Here is a 26,156-nt window from a genome sequence, read left to right as displayed (position 1 = left end):
TGTGGCTCAGTGCAGCGTATCGAGGCGCCGGCCGAGGATCACGAGATCGCGCTCGATGCCGTCGAGCACCGCCACGCGCGGCAGCGTGCCCCACGGCTCGAAGCCGAAGCCCTCGAATAGCCTCACGCTCGGCGCGTTATGTCCGAACACGAAGCCGAGCACGGTATCGATCCGAAGCTCGGGCGCTTTTTCCAGCGCCGCTTGTAGAAGTTTCTTACCCAAGCCTTTGCCGCGCGCGCTTTCGTCAAGATAAATGCTGACTTCCGCCGTGCGCGAATAGGCCGGACGGCCGTAAAAGTCGGAAAAACTCAGCCACGCGATGACCTTGCCTCCCTCTTCGACCACCCACAGCGGGCGCGCGTGCGGGCCGTGCGCGTGAAACCACGCGAGACGGCTTTCGACCGTGACCGGATCGAGATCGGCGGTGACCTGGCGCGAGGGCACCGTCGAGTTATAGATGGCGACGATGGCGGGAAGATCGTCGAGTGTGGCGTCGCGGTAAATCAGGCTCATGGATGACAGGCGGAATCAAGTCGCGAAAACGTCGCGATAACCGATAAAAAGCTCTTCGAAAACGAGCCGCGCGTTCAGCGGATGGTTCTCCACCGCGCGCTGGCGCGTGACCGTCTTCATGTAGCGGGCGAGCGCGGCGGCATCGGTCTGGGCGGCACAGCGCTCCAGCGCCTTCGACGCGTTCGGAAAATAACGCGGGCGCCCAGCCGTGCGTTGCGCGAGCAGGTCGTAAAGCCAGCGCTGCAACCAGCCGAGCACCATCGGCACCGGCAGCTTCTGCAGGTTCTCGCCGCACGCAAAGGCGTCACACTTCGGGCCGGCCGCGAGCTGCGCCAGCGTGAAATCGCGCAGCGGCCGGTTTTCGTCGGAGGCGAGCGCGAGCGCGTTGAGCGGTGCGCCGCCTGCTTCGGCGAGAAGCGCGGCCGGATCGTCGACGCCTTGCGCGGCGAGCCACGCGATGGCTGTCGCCGGTTGCGGCAACGACATAGGCCACTGGCGGCAGCGGCTGATGATGGTCGGCAGCAGGCGATCCACGCGGGCCGACACCATCAGGAACACCACGCCCGACGGCGGTTCTTCCAGCGTTTTCAGGAGCGCGTTCGCCGCAGCGATGTTGAGCGCCTCGGCCGGATACAGCAGCACGACGCGCACTCCGCCGCGATGTGAACCGACCCCGCAGAAGCCGAGCAGCGCGCGCACCTGCTCGATCTTGATCTCCTTGCTCGGCGTGCGCGTTTTCTTGCCTTCGTCGGAATCGGCTTTTTCGTCGGCGTTCGTATCAGTCGCGCCGACCAGACCCGCGAGCGCCTCCGGCACGACCGCCCGGTAGTCCGGATGATTGCCCTGACTGAACCAGAGGCATGCGGCGCACTTGCCGCACGGCTCGCCGTTCGGCTGCGCGGACTCGCAGAGCAACCCCTGCGCGAGATGCTGCGCGAACTTCAGTTTGCCTATGCCGCCTTCGCCGTGCAGCAGGAGCGCGTGCGGCCACTGCGCGCGCAATTGCTGAAGCCGGGACCAGTCATCGTTTTGCCAAGGATAAATCATATTTTTCAGATGCTTGCGACAACTTCTTCGAGTACTTTCTGAATCTCTCCGATGGAGCGCGTTGCATCGACGATCACGAAACGCTCCGGCGATTCTTCCGCGCGCCGGAGATATTCATCGCGCGTGCGGTTGAAAAACGCCTCCGACTCGCTTTCGAACTTGTCCGGCGCACGCGCCGCGCCGCGCCGTTCGCTGGCGGTGGCCGTCGGCACGTCGAAGAGCACGGTCAGGTCCGGCTGAAAACCGCCCTGCACCCAACGCTCCAGTGCTTCCAGCTTGTCGCGAGGCAGGCCCCGGCCGCCGCCCTGATACGCGAACGTCGCATCGGAGAAACGGTCGGAAAGCACCCAGTCGCCGCGCGCGAGCGCCGGCTCGATCACCTGCGCCAGATGCTCGCGGCGCGCGGCAAACATCAGAAGCGCTTCGGTTTCGAGGTCCATCGGCTGGTTCAGCAGGATGCCGCGCAGGGTTTCGCCAAGCGCGGTTCCGCCCGGCTCGCGCGTCATGACGACCGACCGGCCGCTCGCCGCCACGCGCGCTTCGAGTCGGCCGCGGAACCAGTCGAGATGGGTCGTCTTGCCCGCGCCGTCAATGCCTTCGAACGTGATGAATTTGCCGCGCACCATCATTGACCCCGGATGTACTTGTCGACGGCCTTGTTGTGCTCGCCGAGATTGTCGGAAAAGATGCTGCTGCCGTCGCCGCGCGACACGAAGTAGAGCGCCGTGCTCGACGCGGGGTTCATCGTCGCGGTGAGCGCGGCGACGCCGGGCAGCGCGATCGGCGTCGGCGGGAGGCCGTTGCGCGTGTAGGTATTGTACGGAGTGTCCGTTTGCAGGTCCTTTTTCTTCAGACGGCCGCCGTACGCCGGGCCGAGGCCGTAGATCACGGTCGGGTCGGTCTGCAGCGGCATGCCGATCTTCAGCCGGTTCGCAAACACCGCCGCGACGAGCGGCCGGTCCGCTGCGCGCCCCGTCTCCTTTTCGACGATCGACGCCATGATCAGCGCGTCGTAAGGCGTCTTGTAAGGCAGGTCCGGCGCGCGCGTCGCCCACGCTTCGTTGAGGCGCTGCTGCATCAGCCGGTATGCGCGCTTGTACACGGCGAGATCGCTCGTGTTCTTGTCGAAGAGATAGGTGTCGGGGAAAAAGAGCCCTTCCGCCGATGCCTTCGACACTTCCGGCGCGCCGATCGCCTTCAGCAAATCCGTGTCGCTCATGCCGGCGGTGTCGTGCGTGAGGGCCGGATTGCCGTCGAGTTCGGCGCGCATTTTCTGCAGCGTCCAGCCTTCGATGACGGTCGCGACATATTCGTTCACGTCACCGCGCGCGATCTTTTGCAGCACCTCGTACGGCGTGATGCCGCTCTTGAACTCGTAGTTGCCCGACTTCAGTTGGGAGGCCAGGCCGAGCGCGCGCGTCATCAGCACGAAGAGCTCAGGCTCGACGGGGACGCCGCCACGGTTCAACTGGATGCTGACGCTGCGCAGGCTACTGTGGGGCTTGATGGTGACATCGAGCTGCGGCGTGGCGAGCTTGACGGGCGACGTCGCCCAGTAGTACATGCCGCCAGCAAGCGCGATCACGAGCACGACGGCCAGGACCATCGCGATGAAGCATTTCTTCAAAAGGGACATGCGGAACACGCTTGAGATAGACCCCATATAATACTTGTTCGCCTCAGCCAAAGTCATATCGACTGCAAGCACACTCCATGAATTCCCCCGATACTTCCGGATTTACCGCCGTGCACACAGCGGGCGCGTTCATGCCGCTCACGCAGTTCGGCGTCATCGACGTCAAGGGTGACGACGCCGCCAGCTTCCTCCACACGCAACTGACCAACGACGTCCAGCATCTCGATGCATCGACGGCGCGTCTTGCCGGCTATTGCTCGCCGAAGGGGCGTCTGCTGGCGTCGTTCCTGATGTGGCGCACCGGCGATGCGGTGCGTCTCCTGATCGCGCACGACGTGCAGGCGCCGGTGCAAAAGCGACTCTCGATGTTCGTGCTGCGCGCGAAGGCGAAACTCGCCGACGTAACGGCGGAAGTCGGCGCGATCGGCTTCGCGGGCGATGTGCGCGCGGCGCTCTCCGGCATTTTCGATGCGCTGCCCGACGGCGTGCACGTGAAAGTGGAAGGTCCGCACGGCGCGCTGATCCGCGTGCCGGATGCTGCGCACCGTCCGCGTTTTCTCTGGGTCGGGCCGAAAGCCGAGATCGAGGCGCATCTGGAGAAGCTCGACGCGAAGCTCACGCGCGCGTCGCCCGAACTCTGGGACTGGCTGGACATTCACGCGGGCGAGCCGCGCATCACGCAGGCGACTTCCGAGCAGTTCGTCCCGCAGATGGTCAACTTCGACGTGCTCGGCGGCGTCAATTTCAAGAAAGGCTGCTATCCGGGACAGGAGATCGTCGCGCGCAGCCAGTATCGCGGCACGATCAAGCGGCGCACGGCGCTCGCGCACGCGGAAGCGGCCGCGCCCGGCGACGAAGTCTTCCATAGCGACGACCCCGGCCAGCCGAGTGGCCTTGTCATCAACGTGGCACTGGCGGAAAACGGCGGCGTCGATTGTCTGGTCGAGATCAAGCTCGCCGCGCTCGATAACGGCTCGGTGCACGTTGGATCGGCGAGCGGCCCGGCGCTCACCTTCCTGCCTCTGCCCTACGCTTTTCCCTCCGACGCCTGACGCACCATGTGCCTGATTGTCTTCGACTGGCAGCCCGAAGCGCATCGTTCGAGCGGCGGTAATCGTCCGCTTCTGACGCTCTCCGCGAATCGCGACGAGTTTTTTCGGCGCGAAACGGAGCCGTTGCACTGGTGGGACGACGCGCCGAACATGCTCGCCGGACGCGACCTGACGGGCGGCGGCACCTGGCTCGGTGTCACGCGCGACGGCCGTTTCGCTGCGCTCACGAACTATCGCGCGCCTAGCGAAGTGCGCCCCGATGCGCCGACGCGCGGCGCGCTGGTCAGCGATTTCCTCGCTGATGCTCCTGTCGCGCCGCTCGATTACCTGCGCCGCGTGGCCCGCGATGGCGATCGATACAACGGCTTCAACCTGCTCGTCGGCGATTTCACGCGACACGAGCTCGGCTGGTACGGCAATCGCGCCGATGCGCCGCCGTTGTTGCTGGAGCCGGGCGTGCATGGTCTCTCGAACAGCTTGCTGAACACGCCGTGGCCGAAGCTCGTCGCCCAGCGCGACGCATTGTGCGACCTCATCCATCTGGACGAACAGCCGTCGCTCGACGTGCTGATCGAGACCCTGCGCGATCCGGGCATCGCCAACGACGACCTGCTGCCGTCGACCGGCATTTCGATCGAGCGTGAGCGCGTGCTGTCGGCGGCGTTTATCGAGACGCCGGAATACGGCACGCGCAGCACGACGGCACTGCGCGTCTTCGCCTTCGACGATGGGTTATCGCTCGAAATCAAGGAACGCAGCGACGACGACGGCTCGCATCGCGTCGTGCGTCCAGGCGCGTTCGAGCGGAGCTTTGCATTCGATATAGGCGCTTGAGCCTGTTATGCAGCCAGCGCCGAGCGCAGCGCGGCGACCGCATCGGCGTGAGCGTCGGCGACTTCCGGCACGAAGCCGCCCATCTTGAAGAACTCGTGGATCATCCCTTCGTAGCGTTTGAGCGTCACCGAAACGCCCGCATCGGCGAGTTTTCGCGCGTACGCCACGTCTTCGTCGAAGAGCGGATCGTGGTCCGCCGCCCCGATCCATGCGGGCGCGACGCCTTCGTAGTTAGGCTGGCCGCGCGCCGCATCGAGCGGGGCGAAGCGCCAGTCGTCGCGATCGCTGTCGTCGTTCAGGTATTGCTCGAAAAACCACTGGATCGTCTCGCCTGACAGCAGGAAACCTTCGGCGAAGCGCCTGTGCGATTCCGTCTGCTGACGCGCGCTCACGCCCGCGTAGATCAGCAATTGCAGCCGCAGCGCAATGCCCGCGTCGCGCGCGAGCACGGCGCAGACGGTCGCGAGCGTGCCGCCCGCGCTATCCCCGCCGACGGCCAGCCGTGCCGGATCGATGCCGAGCGTTTCGGCTTCGGCGTGCAGCCACGTCAAGGCGTCGAACGCATCGTCTACGGCGACCGGAAACTTGTGCTCCGGCGCAAGCCGGTAATCGACCGATGCCACGACGCAGCCCGCATCGCACGCGAATTTGCGGCAGAGCGCGTCGTGCGTGTCGATCCCGCCGACCGTGAAGCCGCCGCCATGAAAGAACACGAGCGCTGGCGCCGGCTGCGTCCATGTCGGCTCGAACGGAAAGTAGAGACGCGTGCGGATCTTGGCGCCGTCGCGCGTCGGGATATCGATGTCCTGAACGTCGAACATCGGCTTCGGTGCGATGTCGAGAATCTGCGCGCTCATCGCGTACGCGGCGCGCGCTTCCTGCGCTGTCAGCGTGTGATACGGCGGACGCTTCGCGCGCGCGACCATCTCCAGAATCTGCGCGATCTTTGGATTGAGCGGCATCGTTTTAGTGCGGCGTATCGCCCGGTTTTACTTCGGGCTTGAGCGACAGCGGATCGGTCGGATTGCGCAGTTGCGCGATATCGTCGAGGCGCAGTTGCACCGATGCCATGATGTTCGGATGCGTGATCACGTAGAAACGGCGCTCGCGGATCGCATCGAAGGTGAGCGCGGCGACTTCGCGGGCCGAAAGCCGTCCGCCCTGCACCGCTTTCGTCAGTTGCCGGCCGGCGAGTTTCTGCGATGCGGTGAGCGGCGCGTCGTTGCGCAGCGTGTCGGGCCGCACGCGCTCGGCGTTCGCGATGCCCGTCGGCACGAACGCCGGACACAGCAGCGAGCAGCCGACCTGCCCGCCCGCGATCCGCAGATCGTGATAAAGCGTTTCCGTCAACCCGACGACCGCGTGTTTCGACGCGTTGTAGACGCCCATCGCGGGGGCCGCGAGCAGCCCCGCGACCGACGCCGTGTTCACGATGTGCGCTGGTTCGTTCTGCGCGAGCATGAGCGGCGTGAACGCGCGCAGCCCGTTCGCGACGCCCATCACGTTCACGCCGAAGACCCACTGCCAGTCGTTCGCGCTGTTCTCCCAGACGAAGCCGCCCGCGCCGACGCCCGCGTTGTTGAAAAGCAGATGCACGCCACCGAAGGTATCGAGCGTGGCTTTCGCGAGGGCATCGACTTGAGTTGCATCGGAGACGTCGGTCGGCACGCCGATCGCCTCCGCGCCCGACGCCCGCAGCATCTCGACGGTTTCCGCGAGCGCGCGGGCATCGACGTCGGCGAGCACGAGCTTCATGCCGAGCGACGCGCCTTGAATCGCGAACTCGCGGCCGAAGCCGCTGGCGCCGCCGGTGATCACCGCGACCTTGCCTTCGAACTGGTCCACGCTGTTGTCGCTCCTGTGCCTAGATCAGCTTGACGAGTTGCTTGCCGAAATTGCGGCCCTTGAGCAGCCCGAGAAATGCGTCCGGCGCATTTTCAAGACCGACGGCGATGCTCTCCCGGAAATGCAGCTTCTTCTGCGCGACCATTCCGCCGAGTTCCTTGAGCGCTTCAGGCCATATGTCGAGATGCTCGCTGACGATGAAGCCTTGCAGCTTCAACCGTTGCGTCAGGATGATGCGCGGATTCTTGATCGGCAGCGGCCGGCCGTCGTAGCCCGCGATCATCCCGCACACCGCGATGCGCCCGAACGCGTTCATCCGCGCGAGGGTCGCGTCGAGCACGTCGCCGCCGACGTTTTCGAAATAACCGTGGACGCCATCGGGCGTGGCCGCTTTCAGGTCCTGGTACAGGTTGCCCGCCTTGTAGTCGACGCACGCATCGAATCCGAGCGATTCGACGACGTAGCGGCACTTGTCCTCCCCGCCCGCGATGCCGACCGCGCGGCAACCCGCCGCCTTCGCCAGTTGCCCGACGACTCCGCCGACCGCGCCGCTCGCCGCGCTCACGACGATCGTCTCGCCGGCTTTCGCCTCGATCACGCGATTCAGGCCATACCAGCCGGTGACACCGGGCATGCCGACCGCGCCCAGATAGGCCGAGAGTGGCACATGCGTATCGTCGACGATTTTGAGGCCCGTGCCGTCGGACGTGCCGAATTCCTGCCAGCCGAAGCCGCCGACGACCTTGTCGCCCGCCTTGAACTTCGGATGTTTCGACTCGATCACGACACCCACGGTCCCGCCGATCATCACTTCGTTCAGCGGCTGCGGCGGCGCATAGGATTTCGCGTCGCTCATGCGGCCGCGCATGTACGGATCGAGCGACAAGTAGTGATTGCGCACGCGCACCTGGCCGTCTTCGAGCGGCCGCAGCGGTGTTTCGACGAGTTTGAAATTGTCCACGCTCGCCTCGCCTTCCGGACGCGAGACCAGCAGGATTTGTCGGTTGAGCTCGGTCATGCTTGGCTCCTCAAAGCGGTTGGAGGGTTACGCGTCGCTCGGGCCGGGTTTCGCGGCGGGATCGGTGCGCAGTTTCTGGCGCACGATATCGCGGCCGACGGCGAGCCGCTTCAGGTACTTGAACGTGCCGAGCGCCTTCGCGACGAAGTGGCCTTCGCTGTCGCGGATTTCGCCTTCGCAATAGGCCATCGTGGTCGAGCGGTGCAGCACGCGGCCGAAGCCACGCAGTTCGCCACGGCCCGGCTGCATGAAGTTGACCTTCATCTCGACCGTGACGACGCCGATCCCGTCGCCCGCGAGACTGCGCGCGGCCATCGCGAGCGCGACGTCGGCGAGCGTCATCGTGACGCCGCCGTGCGCGATGCCCCATGTGTTCAGGTGGCCCTCGGCGAGCGGGATGAGGACTTCGCTTGCGCCGTCGGCGGCTTTGACGAGCTGGACGCCGAGGCCGTCGACGAAGGGGCTTTCGATGGCCGGGTCTTTGCGTTCTTCGGGCATGTCTCGGTCAGACTTCGTAGTCGACGCACTGGCGCCCTTCGACGACGCTCGCCACGAAGTCCTTGATCGCGACGTGCTTCGGGTGCTTCTGGTAGGCGTCGAGGGCAGCGGCGTCGTCGTAGTCGGAGACGAGGACGACGTCGAAGGTGGAGCCCGGCAAGTTCTGGCCGATGCCCACTTCGAAATGGCCCTGGCCTTGGACGATGCTGCGGCAGGTTTCCAGCGTGGTCTTCAGCTTTTGCGCGTTTTCCGCTTTGTCGGCGCCTTGGGCGGTTTCTTTCAGTTTCCACATGACGATGTGACGGAGCATGGCGGGTCCTTTTTGGTTGAGGCCCAAGCGTATCAAAAAAGCTCGATACGCACGTTTGAGGGAACCGCTTCAAACCACCTCGAACAACCCCGCCGCTCCCTGCCCCCCGCCAATACACATGGTGACGACCACAAACTTCGCCCCCCGCCGCCTCCCTTCAATCAACGCGTGCCCGGTAAGCCGCGCCCCGGAAACCCCATACGGATGCCCGACCGCAATCGCTCCGCCATTCACATTCAGCCGCTCATTGGGAATCCCCAGCTTGTCGCGGCAATAAATCACCTGCACGGCAAACGCCTCGTTCAGTTCCCAAAGATCGATATCACCGACCTTCAACCCCGCCTGCTTCAAAAGCTTCGGCACGGCGAAAACCGGCCCGATCCCCATCTCATCCGGCTCACAGCCCGTCACCGCGAACCCGCGAAAAATCCCCATCGGTTGCAATCCTTCCCGCTCCGCGACCGCGGCGTTCATCACGACGCAAGCAGACGCCCCATCTGAAAACTGGCTCGCGTTCCCCGCCGTGACGACCCCGCCCGGCATCGCGGTCCGAATCTTCGATACGCCTTCGAGCGTCGTGTCCGCGCGGATGCCTTCATCGGCCGACAGCGTCACTTCCTTCGTGAACAGCCGCCCCGAAGCCTTGTCCGCGACGCCCGCGAGCACCGTAATCGGCACGATCTCGTCATTGAACCGCCCGGCCGCCTGCGCCGCCGCAGCACGCTGTTGCGACTGCACGCCGTACTCGTCCTGCCGCTCGCGCGAAATCTCATAACGCTTCGCGACGTTCTCCGCCGTCTGCAACATCGACCAGTAGATCTCTGGCTTGTGCTCGAGCAGCCAGCCATCGGTCAGCATGTGACGGTTCATCTCGTTCTGCACGCATGAAATCGACTCGACACCGCCGGCGACGAAAACATCACCCTCGCCCGCGATCACGCGTTGCGCCGCGAGCGCGATCGTCTGCAAGCCCGACGAGCAGAAGCGGTTCACCGTCATCCCCGGCACCGTGACGGGCAAGCCCGCCCGCAGCGCGATCTGCCGCGCGATGTTCGCGCCCGTCGCGCCCTCAGGGTTCGCGCATCCCATGATCACGTCCTCGATGCGCGCCGGATCGATCCCCGCGCGCTCGACGGCGGCCTTCGTCACGTGGCCGCCAAGCGTCGCGCCGTGCGTCATGTTGAGCGCGCCGCGCCAGGATTTGGCGAGGCCCGTGCGTGCTGTCGATACGATTACCGCGTCAGTCATGTTGTCTCCTGCTTCAAGATTTATTTGGCATCAGCACGCGAAAAGAGCGCTCGATTCGATGCGCTCGACGCCCGCCGCCGTCATGTCTTCCCACGCTTTCGCCAGCGACCCGCCCAGGTCGATCGCACGGCACGCGTCTTCGATCACCGTCACATCGAATCTCGCGCGGCGCGCATCGAGCGCGGACCACGCGACGCAATAGTCGGTCGCGAGGCCGCACAAATAGACGCGCGTGACGCCCACGTCGCGCAGATAGCCGGTGAGGCCCGTCGGCGTCACGCGATCGGCTTCGACGAAGGCCGAATAGCTGTCCACATCGCTGTGATGGCCCTTGCGGATCACTAGCCGCGCATGCGGCACATGAAGATCGCGATGCAGCGCCGCGCCTTCGGTGTCCTGCACGCAATGCACCGGCCAAAGCACCTGCTCGCCGTACGGCAGTGTCATCGTCTCGAAAGGCGCGCGGCCCGCGTGATTGGCCGCGAACGAAACGTGGCCGCGCGGATGCCAGTCCTGCGTCAGCACGACATGCGAAAACTCGCGGGCCAAACGATTGACGACAGGCACGATCTCGTCGCCGCGCGCGACCGCGAGTGCGCCGCCGGGCATGAAATCGTATTGAACGTCGACTGCGAGCAGGACTTCGTCTGCGCCTTTCATCGCGGATCCTTAGCTGGTGAAGCCTTTGCCTTGCGACGCAAGCTCCGTCACGCGCCTGGCCGGTGCCCAGGCATCGCCGTTCGGCCGCGCGGCATACTTGCGCATCGCGCGCTCGACGTTGTAGAGGCCGACCGTATCGGCGTACAGCATCGGGCCGCCGCGATAGAGCGGAAAGCCGTAGCCGGTGAGATACACCATGTCGATGTCCGATGCCTTCGACGCGATCCCTTCATCCAGAATCTTCGCGCCTTCGTTGACGAGCGAAAACACGAGCCGCTCGACGATTTCATCGTCGGAGATCTTCCGGCGCTCGACGCCCAGCTCCTTCGAATGCGCGACGATCATGTCGTCGACGAGTTTCGACGGCAATGCGTTGCGTTCGCCCGCTTTGTAGTCGTACCAGCCGCCGCCCGTCTTCTGGCCGAAGCGTCCGGCCTCGCACAGGCGATCCGCGATACGCGAGTAATGCAGCTCCGGCTGTTCCTGATAGCGCCGCTTGCGAATCGCCCAGCCGATATCGTTGCCCGCGAGATCGCTCATGCGGAACGGTCCCATCGCGAAGCCGAACTTCTCGATCGCGCGATCGATCTGCGCGGGCAGCGCGCCTTCGTCGAGCATGAAAAGCGCCTGCCTCACGTACTGCTCGATCATCCGGTTGCCGATGAAACCGTCGCACACGCCCGAGACCACCGCGGTCTTTTTGATCTTCTTCGCGACCTGCATGACGGTGGCGAGCACGTCCTTCGCGGTCTTCTCGCCGCGCACGACTTCGAGCAGTTTCATCACGTTCGCCGGGCTGAAGAAGTGCATGCCGACCACGTCCTCGGGACGCTTCGTGAACGCGGCGATGGCGTTCAAATCGAGCGTCGACGTGTTCGATGCGAGGATCGCGCCCGGCTTCGCGACTTCATCGATCTTCCTGAAAACCTGTTCCTTCACGCCGAGTTCCTCGAACACGGCTTCGATGATGAGATCGGCTTCGGCCAGATCGTCGTAAGCGAGCGTGGGCTTAAGCAAAGCCATCCGCTCTTCGACCTTCTCCGTCGTGAGCTTGCCCTTCTTCACCTGCGCTTCAAAGTTCTTTCGAATCGTCGCGACGCCGCGCTCGAGCGCGTCCTGCTTCGTCTCCAGCAGCGTGACGGGCAGCCCCGCGTTGACGAAGTTCATCGCGATGCCGCCGCCCATCATCCCCGCGCCGATCACGCCGACGCGCGCGATCGTGCGCACTGGCGTACTCGACGGCACGTCGGCGATCTTGCCCGCCGCGCGCTCGCCGAAGAACGCGTGCCGCAGCGCGCGGCTCTCGGGCGTCTGCACGAGCGCGAGAAAGCATTCGCGCTCGAAGGCGAGGCCGCGCTCGAAGCCGTTCTTGACCCCGGCCTCGATTGCATCGATGCACTTGTGCGGCGCCGGAAAGTCCTTCGCGATCGTCGCGACGCTGTTGCGTGCGAACTGGATGAAGCCCTCGGCGTTCGGATGCTTGATGGTGGAATCGCGCACCTTCGGATGCGGACCATCTTGCGCGCCGACTTGCTTTGCAAACGCAACGGCGTCGTCGAGGAGATCGCCTTCGGCCATGCGGTCGAACAATGCCGTGCCCGCGAGCTTCTCGGACAACACCGGCGCGCCCGACACGATCATGTTCAGCGCGGTTTCGAGGCCGACCGCGCGCGGCAGGCGCTGCGTGCCGCCCGCGCCCGGCAGAATACCGAGCTTCACTTCGGGCAGCGCGATCTGCGCGCCCGGCGCGGCCACGCGGAAGTGGGCGCCGAGCGCGAGTTCCAGGCCGCCGCCCATCGCGACGCTGTGAATCGCCGCGACGACCGGCTTCGCGCTGCCCTCGACCGCCTTGATGACGGTGTGCAGCGTCGGCTCCTGCGTCGCTTTCGGCGTGTTGAATTCGGTGATGTCGGCGCCGCCGGAAAACGCCCGGCCAGCGCCCGTAATGACGACGGCGCTCACCGACGCATCGCCGCGCGCCCGCTCGATGCCTTCCACGATCCCGAGCCGCGTGGAATGCCCCAGGCCGTTGACCGGCGGGTTGTCGAGCGTGATGACGGCGATGCCGTCGCGGACTGCGTAATCCACTGCCATTTCGTCTGCCTCCATGCGATGCGAGTGCGCCCGTGACCGAAAGGGTCCCAGGCGTCAAGGTGTCTCGGGTTATTTTGAGCGACCGCGTCAGAATACACAAAAGAGAACGATCGTTCAATTTTGTGCGGATAATCGAGGATGGGGATTTACCCGGGCCTTCGAGCGCGGCCCGGTTCCGAGACGAGATAAATCAGACAGCCTTCTCGGCGACGTCCGGCAACACGTGGTTACGATAAATCTCGCGCAGCCGCAGCTTTTGCAGCTTGCCCGTGGCGGTGTGCGGAAGTTCGTCGGCGAAGACGACGTCGTCCGGGACCCACCATTTTGCGACCTTGCCGTCGTAGTACGCGAGCAGTTCGTCGCGCGTCAGCGTCGCGTCCGGGCGCAAAACCGCGACGATCAGCGGCCGCTCCGTCCACTTCGGATGCGAGCACGCGATGCACGCCGCCTCGGCCACCTGCGGATGCGACACCGCGATGTTCTCCAGGTCGATCGAACTGATCCACTCGCCGCCCGACTTGATCACGTCCTTGCTGCGGTCGGTGATGTGCATGAAGCCGTCGGCGTCGATGGTCGATACGTCGCCGGTCGGAAACCACCCGTCGACGAGCGGCGACTCATCGCGCCGGAAATAACGGTCGATCACCCACGGACCGCGCACGTAGAGATCGCCGAATGCGCGGCCATCCCACGGCAGTTCTTGACCCTCCTCTCCGACGATTTTCATATCGACACCGAAGATCACGTGCCCCTGCTTCTCCCGCGAGGCGCGCTGTTCATCGGGCGAGCGCTGCTTCTGCTTCCAGCTCAGGCGCGCAAGCGTGCCGAGCGGCGACATCTCCGTCATGCCCCAGGCGTGGATCACCTCGACGCCGTAGTCGTCTTCAAACGTGCGCAGCATCGCCGGCGGACACGCGGAGCCGCCGATCACCGTGCGCTTGAGCGTCGAAAACCGCACGTCCGCCTGCTTCATGTAGTTGAGAAGCGCGAGCCACACGGTCGGCACGCCCGCCGAATACGTGACCCCTTCGCTTTCCATCAGTTCGTAGAGCGATTTGCCGTCGAGGTCCTTGCCCGGAAACACAAGCTTCGCGCCGACGAGCGGCGCCGCGTGCGGAATGCCCCACGCGTTGACATGAAACATCGGCACGACGGGCAGGATCGAATCGCTGGACGAGGCGCCCATCGCGTCGGGGAGCGCGGCACCGTAGGCATGCAGCACCGTCGATCGATGCGAATAGAGCGCGCCCTTCGGATTGCCGGTCGTGCCCGACGTGTAGCAGAGAAACGATGCCGTGCGCTCGTCGAACTGCGGCCATTCGTAGTTGCCGTCCTGCGCGGTGACGAGCGTTTCGTAGCTCAGCACCGGCTGCTCCATGTTGCCGAGATACTGGCCGAGATGCTCGCCGATACACGACGCATCGCCGAGCGCGATCCAGCCTTTCACCTTCGGACACTGCGGCGCGATGATGTCGACGAGCGGCGCGAAGGTCATGTCGAAGCAGACGTAGGCGTCGTCGGCATGATCGATGATGAAGGCGATCTGGTCCGGGAAAAGCCTCGGGTTGATCGTGTGGCACACGGCGCCCATGCCGGTCGTGCCGTAATAGCACTCGAGATGCCGGTAGCCGTTCCACGCGAGCGTGCCGATGCGGTCGCCGGGTTCCACGCCCAGCGCGATCAGCGCCTGCGCAAGTTGCTTCGCGCGCTTCTCGCAATCGCGGTAGGTATAGCGGTGGATATCGCCTTCGATACGGCGCGACACGATCTCCGTATCGCCGAAATGCCGCGCGGCGTGAGACAACAGCGACGAAGCGAGCAGCGGTACATCCATCATCTGGCCGTAAAGCGGCGACGTCATGGGCAATGTCCTCGTTGATGCGGGCTTCGGAAGTGCGCAAGGCTTATGCCGCGCGGCTCCTGCAGGCCCGCGGGCGCGGACTTACAATATCGTTTAACCCAGAGGCGCTCAATATGTCGTTTTCCCGAACCAGCAATGCCGTGCGAGCCGATTCGGCCGACGCTCTCTCGATGGAAGAACTGGCGGCCGCGATCGATATCGGCCGCCCCGACGCGTTCGTTCAACTCGGCACCGCGTTCCTCACGCGCCTGCCGGCCGTGCCCGTCCCCGATCCTTATCTCGTCGCTGTTTCCGCCGATGCCGCGCAGCGGTTGGGAATCGATCCGGCGCTCGCGCGCGAACCCGCGTTCGCCGAGTTCTTCGCAGGCAATCCGACGCGCGACTGGCCCGCGGATCAGCTTCCGTACGCAACCGTCTATTCGGGCCATCAGTTCGGCGTGTGGGCGGGCCAACTGGGCGACGGGCGCGCGATCGGTCTCGGCGAAGTGGAACACAACGGCGAGCGCTTCGAGCTGCAACTCAAGGGCGCGGGACGCACGCCGTATTCGCGCATGGGCGATGGCCGCGCGGTGCTGCGCTCGTCGATCCGCGAGTTTCTGTGTTCGGAGGCGATGCATCACCTCGGCATCCCGACGACGCGCGCGCTGTGCGTCATCGGCTCGGACCTGCCGATCCGCCGCGAAACCATCGAGACTTCGGCGATCGTCACGCGCGTGTCGCCGAGCTTCGTGCGCTTCGGGCACTTCGAGCATTTCTATTCGAACGATCGCGTGGACGAGCTGAAGGCGCTCGCCGATCACGTGATCGACCGCTTCTATCCGCAGTGCCGCGAGGCCGACGATCCTTATCTCGCGCTGCTTTCGGAAGTCACGCTGCGCACGGCCGACCTCATGGCGGACTGGCAGGCAGTCGGCTTCTGCCACGGCGTGATGAACACCGACAACATGTCGATCCTGGGCCTCGCGATCGACTACGGCCCGTTCGGTTTCATGGACGGCTTCAACGCGCATCACGTCTGCAACCACTCCGATACGCAGGGACGCTATTCGTACAGCCGCCAGCCGCAGGTCGGCTATTGGAATCTCTTCTGTCTCGCGCAGGCGCTCGTGCCGCTCTTTGGCGCCCAGTATCCCGAGGAAGGCCGCGCAGAACGCGTGATCGAAGACGCGCAGCGCGTGCTCGAAGGCTTCAAGACGCGCTTCGCGCCGGCGCTCGAATCCAAGATGCGCGCAAAACTCGGTCTGGCCGAGACACGCGAAGGCGACGACAAGCTCGCCAACGCCCTGCTGGAAGCGATGCACGCCAACCGCGCCGATTTCACGCTGACGTTCCGCAATCTCGCGAAGCTGTCGAAGACGGATGCATCGAACGATGCGCCCGTGCGCGACCTCTTTCTCGACCGCGCCGCCTTCGATGCGTGGGCGAACGACTATCGCGCACGGCTGTCCCACGAAACGCAAAGCGACGAAGCGCGCGCGGCCGCCATGAATCGCGTGAATCCGAAGTACGTGCTGCGCAATCACCTGGCCGAGCAGGCGATCCGTCAGGCGAGGGAGAAGGATTTCTCGGAAGTCGAGCGCCTGCTGCGAGTGCTGACGCATCCGTTCGACGAGCAACCCGAATTCGAGTCATACGCGGGCCTGCCGCCCGACTGGGCGAGCGATCTGGAAGTGAGTTGTTCTTCCTGAAAGCGCCCATATATCAGCTAGCCACCCAGGCCGATCAATAAAGACGAAAGGATTGATATGAACAGAGACGACCTCACCCGCGAAGGCGCGGCCCCGCTGCAAAAGGACGACGAGACGTATCGCCGGGAACTGTCCGACATCCAGTATCAGGTCACGCGCCACGCCGCCACCGAGCGGCCGTTCACCGGCGAGTACTGGGACCACACCGAACGCGGCGTCTACGATTGCGTCTGCTGCGGCACGCCGCTCTTCGAATCCGACACCAAGTTCGACGCCGGTTGCGGCTGGCCGAGCTACTTCAAGCCGATCAACGGCGAAGTGATCGCGGAGAAAACGGACCGCGCGCACGGCATGCTGCGCATCGAAGTGCAGTGCAAGAATTGCGGCGCGCACCTCGGCCACGTGTTCGAGGACGGCCCCGCGCCGACCGGCCTGCGCTATTGCATCAACTCGGCTGCGCTACAATTCGAACCCAAGTAATCCCCGCGACCGCACGCCGGTCGACCTGCACGCGTCGTTCGCACGGGCCTGAAAGCTCATGGCGAACGACGCGTGCTTTTCAAGCTCACGTCCTCCTCGTCCGAACGCCCATGAAATTTCTGTTCGATCTGTTCCCGATCATTCTCTTTTTCGTCGCATTCAAGATCTGGGGCATCTACACGGCGACCGCGGTCGCCATCGTGGCCACGCTCGTGCAGATCGCGTGGGTTGCGTTCCGGCATCGCAAGGTCGATGCAATGCTGTGGGTGAGCCTTGGCGTCGTCGTCGTGTTCGGCGGCGCGACGCTCGTGCTGCACAACGACACGTTCATCAAGTGGAAGCCTACCGCGCTCTACTGGCTATTCGCGGTCGCGCTGATCATCTCGCAGCTCGCCTTCAAGAAAAACCTGATCGAAGCGATGATGGGCAAGCAGATCGTGCTGCCGCATCGCGTGTGGGGACAGTTGAACATCGCGTGGGCAGTGTTCTTCGCGATTCTCGGGATCGTCAATCTGTTCGTCGCGTACAACTTCACGACCGACCAGTGGGTGAACTTCAAGCTCTTCGGCGCGACCGGGTGCCTGTTCGTGTTCATCGTGCTGCAAAGCCTGTGGCTCGCCAAACACATGAAGGAGGACGAGCGATGACTCATCATCTGGGCGACTTCATGAGCGCCTCCGCTGCGGACAAGATCGCGCATCTCGAAGCGCGTCTGAACACGGCGCTTGCGCCTGTTTCCCTTCACATCGAAGACGACAGCGCCGCCCATGCGGGTCACGCCGGAGCGGCATCGGGAAGCCACTATACGGTGACGATCGTCTCGGCGCAATTTGCCGGCAAGCCCCGCGTGGCGCGGCACCGGCTGGTGTATGATGCGCTGGCCGAGGAGATGCGGCGCGGCGTTCATGCGCTCGCGATCAAGGCTTATACGCCCGAAGAATTCTCACAACAGTTCGAATGATCGTCCCCGCAGTTTCCGATTTTTGTTGCCTCCACCCGTTTTTTTAACTCGCCTCGCAGGGCATGTTTTGCCTGATTAGGAACTTCCGATGACTTTGAAAAAAACCCGTCTCTGGGTGTTGCTGGCTGCGTTCGCGGCGGTGCCCGCTTACGCGCAAAACATCGCCGTCGTGAACGGCACGCCGATTCCGACTGCGCGTGCGAACGCGCTCGTCGGCCAGCTCGTCCAGCAGGGTCAGAAGGACTCGCCGCAATTGCAGGCGGCCGTGCGTGAGGAACTCATCAATCGCGAAATCCTGATGCAGGAAGCGAATCGTCGCGGCATCGCGATGCGTCCGGACGTGAAGGCGCAACTCGCCGTCGCACAGCAGACAGTGGTGCTGCGCGCGCTGATCGAAGACTTCGTGAAGACCCACGCGCCGACCGATGCCGAGATCAAGGCGCGCTACGACGAGCTCGTGAAGCAGGCGGGCGGCGGCAAGGAACTGCATCTGCATCACATCCTCGTCGAGGACGAAGCGCAGGCGAAGGATCTGATCGCGAAGATCAAGGCGGGCGCGAGCTTCGAGGATCTGGCGAAGGAATATTCGAAGGACCCGGGATCGGGCAAGAACGGCGGCGATCTGGACTGGTCGAGCCCGCAGGCTTATGTGCCTGAATTCGGCGCTGCCGCGCAGAAGCTCAAGAAGGGTGAAGTGACGCCGGAACCGGTGAAAACGCAGTTCGGCTGGCACATCATTCGTCTCGATGATTCGCGTGAGACTCCGCCGCCGCCGCTGGAGCAGGTGAAGCCGCAGATCGCGCAGCAGATTCAGCAGGAGAAGCTGCAGTCGTATGAGGAAGGGCTGCGGCAGAAGGCGGTGGTGAAGTAAGTCACCCGCTGACGTACAGGCCACAAAACAATGCGGCCCCTTGGAAACAAGGGGCCGCATTGTTATTTCAGGCTAGACAGCACGTCAACCAAGCCACCGCCGCGCATTCTGAAACACCCTGAGCCACGGGCTCGCATCGGTGGTCCACTCCTCCGGCGTCCAGCTCATCTGCACATTGCGATGCACGCGCTCCGTGTGCGGCATCAGCACTGTGAACCGCCCGTCCGGCGTCGTCACCGACGTGATCCCTTCCGGCGACCCGTTCGGATTGAACGGATATCGCTCCGTCGCCTGACCGTGGTGATCCACGTAGCGCATCGCCACCAGCGCCTTCGATGCTTCGCCCTGTTGCGAGAAATCCGCGAAACCCTCGCCGTGCGCGACCGCCACCGGAATCCGCGACCCTTCCATGCCGGCGAAGAAAATAGATGGCGAACTCTCGACTTCCACGAGCGAAAAACGCGCCTCGAACTGCTCGGACTTGTTGCGCGTGAACTTTGGCCAAGCGTCGGCACCGGGAATGATCGATGCCAGGCTGCTCATCATCTGGCAGCCGTTGCAGATGCCGAGCGCGAACGTGTCGGTGCGGCCGAAGAACGCCGCGAACATGTCACCGAGACGCGGGTTGAAGCGGATCGTCTTCGCCCAGCCCTCGCCCGCGCCGAGCACATCGCCGTAAGAAAAGCCGCCGCACGCGACCGCGCCCGCGAAGTCCGCGAGCGTGACGCGCCCTTCGAGCAGGTCGCTCATATGGACGTCGTGCGCATCGAAGCCTGCGCGATCGAACGCATAGGCCGTTTCCAGATGCGAGTTCACGCCCTGCTCGCGTAGGATCGCGACTCGCGGACGCGCGCCGCTGCTGACGAACGGCGCCGCCACGTCCTGCGCCGGATCGAACGTCAGCACGGGCGAGATACCCGGATCGTTCGCATCGGCGAGCGCTTCGTATTCGGCGTCGGCGCAGGCGGGGTTGTCGCGCAGACGCGCGATGCGCCAGCTCACTTCACCCCACGCGCGATGCAGTTCGGTACGCGGCGCGTCGTAGATCTTCTTCGCGTCGCGATAGATTTCGATGGTGTCGCGCTCGTTCGGCTTGCCGATCACGTGCGAACACGCCGACAAACCGTTTTCGCGCAACGCGACGAGCACCGCATCGCGATCGGTTGCGCGCACCTGCACGACCGCGCCGAGTTCTTCCGCGAACAACGCGCGGATCGTGCGATCGTCGCGACGGCCGCTCGTCTGCTTCGCCCAGTCCTTCGCGTCACCGTAGTCGGATTCGTGGTTCGGATCGAGCGTCAGCATATCGACGTTCAGCGACACGCCCACGTGCCCCGCGAACGCCATCTCGCAGACCGTCGCCCACAGGCCGCCGTCCGATCGGTCGTGGTACGCGAGCAGCTTGCCATCGGCGTTCAGCGACTGGATCGCGGTGAAAAAGCGCTTCAGGTCCTCGGCATCGTCGACGTCGGGCACCGTGTCGCCGACCTGCTGCGTCACCTGCGCGAAAATGCTGCCGCCCAGGCGATTGCGCCCGCGCCCGAGATCGATCGCGATCAGCACGGTGTCGGTATCGCGGCGCAACTGCGGCGTCAACTGGCGGCGCACGTCTTCGACCGGCGCGAACGCCGAGATGATCAGCGACACCGGCGACACCACTTCCTTCGCCGCTCCAGTCGCGTCCTGCCACTTGGTGCGCATCGACAGCGAATCCTTGCCGACCGGAATGCTGATGCCGAGCGCCGGGCACAGTTCCATGCCGATGGCCTTGACGGTATCGAAGAGCGCGGCGTCCTCGCCCGCGCTGCCGCACGCAGCCATCCAGTTCGCCGACAGCTTCAGCTTCTTCAGCGACTCGATCGGCGCGGCGGCGATGTTCGTCACCGCCTCGCCAACGGCCATGCGGCCCGACGCGGGCGCGTCGATGACGGCGAGCGGCGTGCGTTCGGCGATCGTCATCGCTTCGCCGCGGTAGCCGGCGTAGTCCATCGTCGTGATCGCGCAGTCGGCGACCGGCACTTGCCACGGCCCGACCATCTGGTCGCGCGCGGTCGTGCCGCCGACCGAACGGTCGCCGATGGTGATCAGGAACGATTTGCTCGCGACCGTCGGGTGCTTCAGCACGTCGACGGCGATTTCCGACAGCGGCACGCCGGTCACGTCGATCGGCTCGAACTTCGCCGATTCACGCTGCACGTCGCGATGCATCTTCGGCGGCTTGCCGAGCAGCACGTCCATCGGCATGTCGACGGGCGGCTGGCCGTCGTTTTCGTCGTCGATCAGCTTCAGTTCGCGCTCCTCGCTCGCCACGCCGACGACCGCTACCGGGCAGCGCTCACGCTCGCAGATCGCCTCGAAGGCGGGAAGATCGGCGGGCGCGATCGCGAGAACATAGCGTTCCTGCGCCTCGTTCGACCAGATTTCGCGCGGCGACAGGCCGCTTTCTTCGAGTTGCACCTTGCGCAGTTCGAACACCGCGCCCTTGCCCGCGCCATCGACGAGTTCCGGGAATGCGTTCGAAATCCCGCCCGCGCCGACGTCGTGAATCGACAGGATCGGGTTCTTCTCGCCAAGCTGCCAGCACGCGTTAATTACCTCCTGCGCGCGACGCTGAATTTCGGGATTGCCACGCTGGACCGAGTCGAAATCCAGTTCGGCGGTATTGGCGCCGGTCGCCATCGAACTCGCTGCGCCGCCGCCCATGCCGATGCGCATTCCCGGCCCGCCGATCTGGATCAGCAGCGTGCCCGCCGGCAGATCCAGCTTGTGCGTGTGCTGATCCGAAATGTTGCCGATGCCGCCCGCGATCATGATCGGCTTGTGATAGCCGCGCACGCGCCCCGCGACGTTTTGCTCGTAAGTGCGGAAATAGCCGCCGAGGTTCGGCCGGCCGAATTCGTTGTTGAACGCGGCCGCACCGATCGGCCCGTCGATCATGATCTGCAGCGGCGACGCGATGCGGTCCGGGCGTCCGTACGGCGCGCTTTCGCCGGCGGGATTGCGTTGCGGCACGGGCGTCGCGCTGTCGCGGTCGTTTTCCCACTTCTGGCGTGCGTCCGGCAGATCGAGGTTCGATACCGTGAAGCCCGCTAGACCCGCCTTCGGACGCGCCCCGCGGCCGGTCGCGCCTTCGTCGCGGATTTCGCCGCCGGAGCCAGTTGCGGCGCCCGCGAACGGCGAGATCGCGGTCGGGTGATTGTGCGTCTCGACCTTCATCAGCGTGTGCGTGAGTTCGACGTTGCGCTCGTAGTGTTCGCTCGCGCCGCGCGGAAACCAGCGCTCGGCGACGCCGCCCGCCATGATCGCGGAATTGTCCGAATACGCGACGATCGTGCCTTCGTGGTTCAGCTTTTCGGTATTGCGGATCATCTGGAAGAGCGAAATGTCCTGCTTTTCGCCGTCGATGGTCCACTCGCCATTGAAAATCTTGTGGCGGCAGTGTTCGCTGTTCGCCTGCGCGAACATCATCAGTTCGACGTCGGTCGGGTTGCGCTCGAGCGATTTGAACGCATCGACGAGATAATCGATTTCGTCGTCCGCGAGCGCCAGGCCCAGCTCCAGGTTCGCCGCTTCCAGCGCGCTACGCCCGTTCGCGAGGATATCGACGGTTTGCAGCGGCTTTGCCGGCAGTTCGTCGAAGAGATGCAGCGCATGATCGCGCGAGGGCGCGACGTTTTCGGTCATGCGGTCGTGCAGCGCCGCCGCGACTTGCGCGCGCGCTTCGTCGGAGAGCGTCTTTTTGCCGCCGAGCAGCCCGCTTTTCATGACGACCGTGTATTCGACGCCGCGCTCGATCCGGCGCACTTGCGTGAGACCGCAGTGATGCGCGATGTCGGTCGCCTTGCTCGCCCACGGCGACACCGTGCCGAAACGCGGCACGACCATGAACGTTTCGACGTTGCCGCGTTCCTTGTGGTCCTCGAACGGCGCGCCGTAGTGCATCAGCGCGTGGATGCGGCTGGTTTCCTCATCGGTGAGCGGCGCGGCGGAATTGACGAAGTGCAGAAACTGGCCGCGCACGCCGACGATGTTCGTGTCGATGCGGGCGAGCGTTTCAAGGAGACGGGTTTGACGGAAATCGGAGAGGGCCGAAGCGCCGGGGAAACACGAGAAGTGGGCCATTGGGACGGTGCGTCGATGACGTCGATGGGCCGTTCGTAGTTTGCGAGCCTGAACCTGCAAACGAAGCGGCGTGAGGCGAAAGGAAGACCCGGATTATAACCCGGAAGTGTCTCGAAATCGGCCGGGCGGCCAGCCGCAAGCGCCCGCCGATGCCGCCCGGCGCGCCTTCCTGGTCGTCGTCTCCGGCATCCTGAAAACGACTAAGGGCGCAATCGTCGCGGATTTTTTCGATCCCGGTGCAACGCTTGTGGGCGCGGCTTTTCACGGGCACGCGAGGCCTCCGGACGATGGCGCGCGCGTCCCGGGATGGCGCGTTTGGCGCTATCATGGCGCGCTTTCATCGGGCAAACGCCGCGCGCCTGTTTCCATCGCGGCGGCCCTCGCCTCTCCTGCAACGCTCGCGTTTCCCGCGCCAAACCACCGAATCCGCGCAGAACTCGCAAGTCTCACGCCTTCGGGCGACACAAGAATCATGGATGTAATCGTCATCGGCGGCGGAATTGGCGGCATCGCCACCGCGTATCAGTTGCTTGCGGCTGGACATCGCGTGTGCGTGATCGAGCGCCACGCGACCGTCGCGCAAGGCGCAACCTACGGGCACGGCGGCCCGATGCTGCCCTCTCCGCTCGACGTCTGGTTCGGCCCGACCTTCATGGGCACGCGCAGCGCGAACAAGACCGGCATCGTGTTCAAGCCCGGTTTCGATACCGCGACGCGCGATTTCGTCAAAAAACTCGCGCTTTTGCGTGATCCGGAAGCGTTTACCGCCCAGTACGCGCGCCTGAAGCCGCTCGTGGAATTGTCGCGCCGGGTGATCGGCGAGATCGAGGCGGCGTTCGCGCTCGATTGCGAGCAGCGCACGGGCGTGTTGCACGTCTTTCGCCGCCCGCGCGAATTCGAACAGGCCGCGCCGGCGATCGAGTTGCTGAAGCGCTTCGACGTGCCGCATCGCGTGCTGACGCCCGCCGAATGCACCGCCGCCGAGCCGTCCGTGCCGGAAGATCCACCGTTCGCAGGCGGCGTGCTGCTCGATGCCGAACGCACCGCCAATTGCCCGCTGTTCACCAAGCTGCTCAAGCAAATCCTCGAAGAACGCGGCGTGCAGTTCCGGCTCGGCCGCGAAGTCACATCGATCCGTCTGGAGGACAGCCGGGCGGCGGTCGAGCTTATGCCGCTGCATGGCACGCATCAAGCCGAGTTGATCGCGGCGGACGCGATCGTCGTCGCGGCGGGCATCGGCACGCCGGGGCTGATCGCGCGCGTGAACGGCAAACTGCCGCTGCATCCGCTGCGCCTGCACAGCCTGACCGCGCCCATCGCCTACGAGGAGCATGCACCACACATCACGATCGTCGATTCCATCAAGCGCATCGCGATGACGCGCGTGAATCAGCGCCTGCGCGTGGGCGGCGCCGCCGTGCTGCAAAGCGAGGCGAAGACCGCCAAGCCGCTCGGCACCGGGCTCGCCAACCGCGTGCTCGCGCTCCTCGGGCAAGGCACGCACGACTGGGTTCCGGGCGCGGCGAAGGTGTCGGCGGCACGCGCCTGGGAAGGCTTGCGCCTCTTGTCGCCGGATGGCCTGCCGGTCGTCGGCGCGACGAGCCACGCGCGGCTTTTCGTCAACGCGGCGCACGGTCCGGCCGGCTGGGGCCTCGCGTGCGGGTCTGCTAAAGTGGTCGCGGATCTCGTTTCCGGACTCACCCCCGACATTCCCGCCGATACCCTCGCGGCCTTGCGCATCGACCGGTTCTGACGGTCCGGTCCCGATGACGGCAGCGATGTGACGGCGCAATGCCGCTCACCACGCCGCCGCCCATGACCTCGTCACGTTCTCCCTATTTCACGCCAAAAGACGACGCGCTCGCGCTCCTCACCCTCGACGAGCTGCGCGCGCTCGAAGCGAGCGCCGCGCGCGCCCTGCCCGCGCACACGCTGATGGCGCGCGCGGGAGCGGCCGCCGCGCAGTTTCTTCTCGAATCCGACCACCATTCGCCCGAGCGGCAGGCGCTGCCCGTGTGGATCGCCGCCGGTCCCGGCAACAACGGCGGCGATGCGCTCGTGCTCGCGGCCGAGTTGCAGAAAGCGGGGGTGGCGGTCGAAGTCTGCATGCCCGTCGAGGTCAAGCCTGACGACGCCCGCTGGGCCCTCGACACCGCCCGCGCGGCCGGAGTCCCGATTTCGGCGAAGGCGCCTGAATCGCTGGAAGGCTTTAGCTGGGTCGTCGACGGATTGTTCGGCATCGGCCTGACGCGTCCGCTGGAAGGCGTTTTCGCCGATCTCGCCAAACGCATCACGCAGCATTCCCGCGATGCCGGCGGCGTCCTCGCGCTCGACGTCGCGAGCGGCCTGAACAGCGACACGGGCGAAGCAGTCAACGGCGGCGCGGCCGTGCGCGCGACCCACACGATCACCTTCATCGGCGCGAAGCCGGGGCACTACACCGCGCACGGACGCGACCTCACCGGCGAGTTGTTCGTCGCGACGCTTGGAGTCGAGCCGCCGGCTGCGCCATCGATCGTATTGAACGCGCCGTCGCTTTTCGCCGCGCACATGCCGTCGCGCGACTACGCGGCCAACAAGGGCACGTTCGGCACGCTCGCCGTGATCGGCGGCGACACTGGCATGTGCGGCGCGCCCGTGCTCGCCGCGCGCATGGCGCTCTACGGCGGCGCGGGCAAGGTCAACGTGGCGTTTATCGGCGAGGGCGCGCCGCCTTACGATCCGCCGCATCCTGAACTCATGCTGCATCACGTCGACGGCTTCGCGCTCGACAAGATGGACGCGCTGGCGGTCGGCTGCGGCATGGGGTCGAGCGATCGCGCGAAGGGCGTGCTGTCGGACGTGCTCGCGCTCGATGTCCCCAAGCTACTCGACGCCGATGCGCTCAACCTCGTCTCGCGCGATGCGTCGCTCGCGGATGCCGTCGCTGCGCGCGGCGCGAAGGGCGACCCGTGCGTTTTGACGCCGCACCCGCTGGAAGCGGCGCGGCTGCTCGGCATCGACGTGAAGGAGGTGCAGCGCGATCGGATCGCGGCTGCGCGGCAGCTTGCGGCGCGCTTCGAGAGCGTGATCGTGCTGAAAGGCTCGGGGACCGTGATCGCATCGACGGACGGCCGCGTCGCGATCAATCCGACCGGCAACGCCGCGCTCGCCACGGGCGGCACCGGTGACGTCCTCGGCGGCCTGATCGGCGCATTGCTCGCGCAGCGTCTGCCACCTTACGAAGCGGCGCTCGCGGGCGTCTACTTCCACGGCCTGGCCGCACAGGCACTCACCGCCGAAGGCGAAGGCCCAGCCGGGCTGACGGCGGGCGAGCTCGCGCCGAAGGTACGCAGCCTGCTCAACCGGCGCTTCTATCCCAGCCGAAACTGACCAGACGATGCATGCAAGCATTCGTTCATGCATCGTAGCTATACTC

The 26,156-nt window shown here is 65.1% G+C and carries 23 protein-coding genes; 9 read left to right on the top strand and 14 right to left on the bottom strand.

Features of this window, described 5'->3' with window-relative positions:
• Positions 1 to 6 precede the first annotated feature (6 nt).
• The 4 genes from AWB65_RS17415 to mltG are packed head-to-tail and all read right to left on the bottom strand — an operon-like array spanning position 7 to position 3,196.
• Complete coding sequence (locus AWB65_RS17415) at positions 7 to 513, bottom strand: GNAT family N-acetyltransferase (protein WP_087668338.1); 507 nt, start codon at positions 511 to 513, stop codon at positions 7 to 9.
• A 15-nt stretch (positions 514 to 528) separates the two neighbouring features.
• Positions 529 to 1,560, bottom strand: coding sequence for a DNA polymerase III subunit delta' (locus AWB65_RS17410; protein ID WP_087668337.1), 1,032 nt, complete (start codon positions 1,558 to 1,560; stop codon positions 529 to 531).
• Positions 1,561 to 1,565: 5 nt separating this feature from the next.
• Complete coding sequence (gene tmk / locus AWB65_RS17405) at positions 1,566 to 2,186, bottom strand: dTMP kinase (protein ID WP_087668336.1); 621 nt, start codon at positions 2,184 to 2,186, stop codon at positions 1,566 to 1,568.
• A complete protein-coding gene (gene mltG, locus AWB65_RS17400) occupies positions 2,186 to 3,196 on the bottom strand; it encodes an endolytic transglycosylase MltG (protein WP_087668359.1) in 1,011 nt (336 codons plus the stop codon). Before mltG ends, tmk begins: the two co-directional genes overlap by 1 nt.
• Before the next feature lie 77 nt (positions 3,197 to 3,273).
• Between mltG and ygfZ the strand changes: the two genes are divergently transcribed.
• Both ygfZ and AWB65_RS17390 read left to right on the top strand, forming a co-directional pair.
• The gene (ygfZ, locus tag AWB65_RS17395) at positions 3,274 to 4,248 is read left to right on the top strand and encodes a CAF17-like 4Fe-4S cluster assembly/insertion protein YgfZ (RefSeq protein ID WP_087668335.1); all 975 of its coding nucleotides are present in this window, start codon (positions 3,274 to 3,276) and stop codon (positions 4,246 to 4,248) included.
• A 6-nt stretch (positions 4,249 to 4,254) separates the two neighbouring features.
• A complete protein-coding gene (locus tag AWB65_RS17390) occupies positions 4,255 to 5,082 on the top strand; it encodes an NRDE family protein (RefSeq protein ID WP_087668334.1) in 828 nt (275 codons plus the stop codon).
• A 5-nt stretch (positions 5,083 to 5,087) separates the two neighbouring features.
• Here the strand turns inward: AWB65_RS17390 and AWB65_RS17385 are convergent, their stop codons facing one another.
• The 9 genes from AWB65_RS17385 to AWB65_RS17345 all read right to left on the bottom strand — a co-directional run bounded on the left by AWB65_RS17385 (position 5,088) and on the right by AWB65_RS17345 (position 14,616).
• Positions 5,088 to 6,044, bottom strand: a complete 957-nt coding sequence (locus tag AWB65_RS17385; RefSeq protein WP_087668333.1) for an alpha/beta hydrolase — start codon at positions 6,042 to 6,044, stop codon at positions 5,088 to 5,090.
• 4 nt (positions 6,045 to 6,048) lie between these two features.
• Complete coding sequence (locus tag AWB65_RS17380) at positions 6,049 to 6,927, bottom strand: SDR family oxidoreductase (RefSeq protein WP_087668332.1); 879 nt, start codon at positions 6,925 to 6,927, stop codon at positions 6,049 to 6,051.
• Positions 6,928 to 6,946: 19 nt separating this feature from the next.
• The gene (locus AWB65_RS17375) at positions 6,947 to 7,945 is read right to left on the bottom strand and encodes an NADP-dependent oxidoreductase (protein WP_087668331.1); all 999 of its coding nucleotides are present in this window, start codon (positions 7,943 to 7,945) and stop codon (positions 6,947 to 6,949) included.
• Between the two features lie 27 nt (positions 7,946 to 7,972).
• Positions 7,973 to 8,443, bottom strand: coding sequence for a PaaI family thioesterase (locus AWB65_RS17370; RefSeq protein ID WP_087668330.1), 471 nt, complete (start codon positions 8,441 to 8,443; stop codon positions 7,973 to 7,975).
• Positions 8,444 to 8,450: 7 nt separating this feature from the next.
• The gene (locus AWB65_RS17365) at positions 8,451 to 8,753 is read right to left on the bottom strand and encodes a Dabb family protein (protein WP_087668329.1); all 303 of its coding nucleotides are present in this window, start codon (positions 8,751 to 8,753) and stop codon (positions 8,451 to 8,453) included.
• A gap of 69 nt (positions 8,754 to 8,822) precedes the next feature.
• Positions 8,823 to 10,001: an acetyl-CoA C-acyltransferase gene (locus AWB65_RS17360; protein WP_087668328.1), complete on the bottom strand. Its 1,179-nt coding sequence runs from the start codon at positions 9,999 to 10,001 to the stop codon at positions 8,823 to 8,825.
• 30 nt (positions 10,002 to 10,031) lie between these two features.
• Positions 10,032 to 10,661, bottom strand: coding sequence for a bifunctional nicotinamidase/pyrazinamidase (gene pncA, locus AWB65_RS17355; protein ID WP_087668327.1), 630 nt, complete (start codon positions 10,659 to 10,661; stop codon positions 10,032 to 10,034).
• A gap of 9 nt (positions 10,662 to 10,670) precedes the next feature.
• Positions 10,671 to 12,755, bottom strand: a complete 2,085-nt coding sequence (locus tag AWB65_RS17350) for a 3-hydroxyacyl-CoA dehydrogenase NAD-binding domain-containing protein (protein WP_087668326.1) — start codon at positions 12,753 to 12,755, stop codon at positions 10,671 to 10,673.
• Between the two features lie 190 nt (positions 12,756 to 12,945).
• Entirely contained in the window at positions 12,946 to 14,616 is a 1,671-nt protein-coding gene (locus AWB65_RS17345) for a 3-(methylthio)propionyl-CoA ligase (RefSeq protein WP_087668325.1), read from the bottom strand.
• A gap of 113 nt (positions 14,617 to 14,729) precedes the next feature.
• On the opposite strand from AWB65_RS17345, the gene AWB65_RS17340 reads away from it, so the two are divergent.
• The 5 genes from AWB65_RS17340 to AWB65_RS17320 all read left to right on the top strand — a co-directional run bounded on the left by AWB65_RS17340 (position 14,730) and on the right by AWB65_RS17320 (position 18,616).
• Complete coding sequence (locus AWB65_RS17340) at positions 14,730 to 16,304, top strand: protein adenylyltransferase SelO (RefSeq protein WP_087668324.1); 1,575 nt, start codon at positions 14,730 to 14,732, stop codon at positions 16,302 to 16,304.
• A gap of 57 nt (positions 16,305 to 16,361) precedes the next feature.
• Positions 16,362 to 16,784: a peptide-methionine (R)-S-oxide reductase MsrB gene (gene msrB / locus AWB65_RS17335; RefSeq protein ID WP_087668323.1), complete on the top strand. Its 423-nt coding sequence runs from the start codon at positions 16,362 to 16,364 to the stop codon at positions 16,782 to 16,784.
• A 110-nt stretch (positions 16,785 to 16,894) separates the two neighbouring features.
• A complete protein-coding gene (locus AWB65_RS17330; protein WP_087657538.1) occupies positions 16,895 to 17,431 on the top strand; it encodes a septation protein A in 537 nt (178 codons plus the stop codon).
• Positions 17,428 to 17,745: a BolA family protein gene (locus AWB65_RS17325; RefSeq protein ID WP_087668322.1), complete on the top strand. Its 318-nt coding sequence runs from the start codon at positions 17,428 to 17,430 to the stop codon at positions 17,743 to 17,745. The genes AWB65_RS17330 and AWB65_RS17325 overlap by 4 nt, the downstream gene beginning before the upstream one ends.
• Before the next feature lie 88 nt (positions 17,746 to 17,833).
• Positions 17,834 to 18,616 carry a peptidylprolyl isomerase gene (locus tag AWB65_RS17320; protein WP_087668321.1) on the top strand — a complete coding sequence of 261 codons (783 nt, stop codon included), beginning with the start codon at positions 17,834 to 17,836 and terminating at the stop codon, positions 18,614 to 18,616.
• A gap of 84 nt (positions 18,617 to 18,700) precedes the next feature.
• On the opposite strand, the gene purL is transcribed toward AWB65_RS17320, so the two are convergent.
• Positions 18,701 to 22,738, bottom strand: a complete 4,038-nt coding sequence (gene purL, locus AWB65_RS17315; RefSeq protein ID WP_087668320.1) for a phosphoribosylformylglycinamidine synthase — start codon at positions 22,736 to 22,738, stop codon at positions 18,701 to 18,703.
• A 472-nt stretch (positions 22,739 to 23,210) separates the two neighbouring features.
• Between purL and AWB65_RS17310 the strand changes: the two genes are divergently transcribed.
• Together AWB65_RS17310 and AWB65_RS17305 are read left to right on the top strand one after the other, a co-directional pair.
• Positions 23,211 to 24,491, top strand: coding sequence for an FAD-dependent oxidoreductase (locus AWB65_RS17310; protein WP_087668357.1), 1,281 nt, complete (start codon positions 23,211 to 23,213; stop codon positions 24,489 to 24,491).
• Between the two features lie 62 nt (positions 24,492 to 24,553).
• On the top strand, positions 24,554 to 26,110 hold the full coding sequence (locus AWB65_RS17305) for an NAD(P)H-hydrate dehydratase (RefSeq protein ID WP_087668358.1): 1,557 nt from the start codon (positions 24,554 to 24,556) through the stop codon (positions 26,108 to 26,110).
• The last annotated feature ends 46 nt before the right edge of the window (positions 26,111 to 26,156 follow it).

The organism is Caballeronia humi (genome assembly GCF_001544475.1).
GTDB classification, from domain to species: Bacteria; Pseudomonadota; Gammaproteobacteria; order Burkholderiales; family Burkholderiaceae; genus Caballeronia; species Caballeronia humi.
This window is presented reverse-complemented; position numbering and strand designations above follow the sequence as displayed.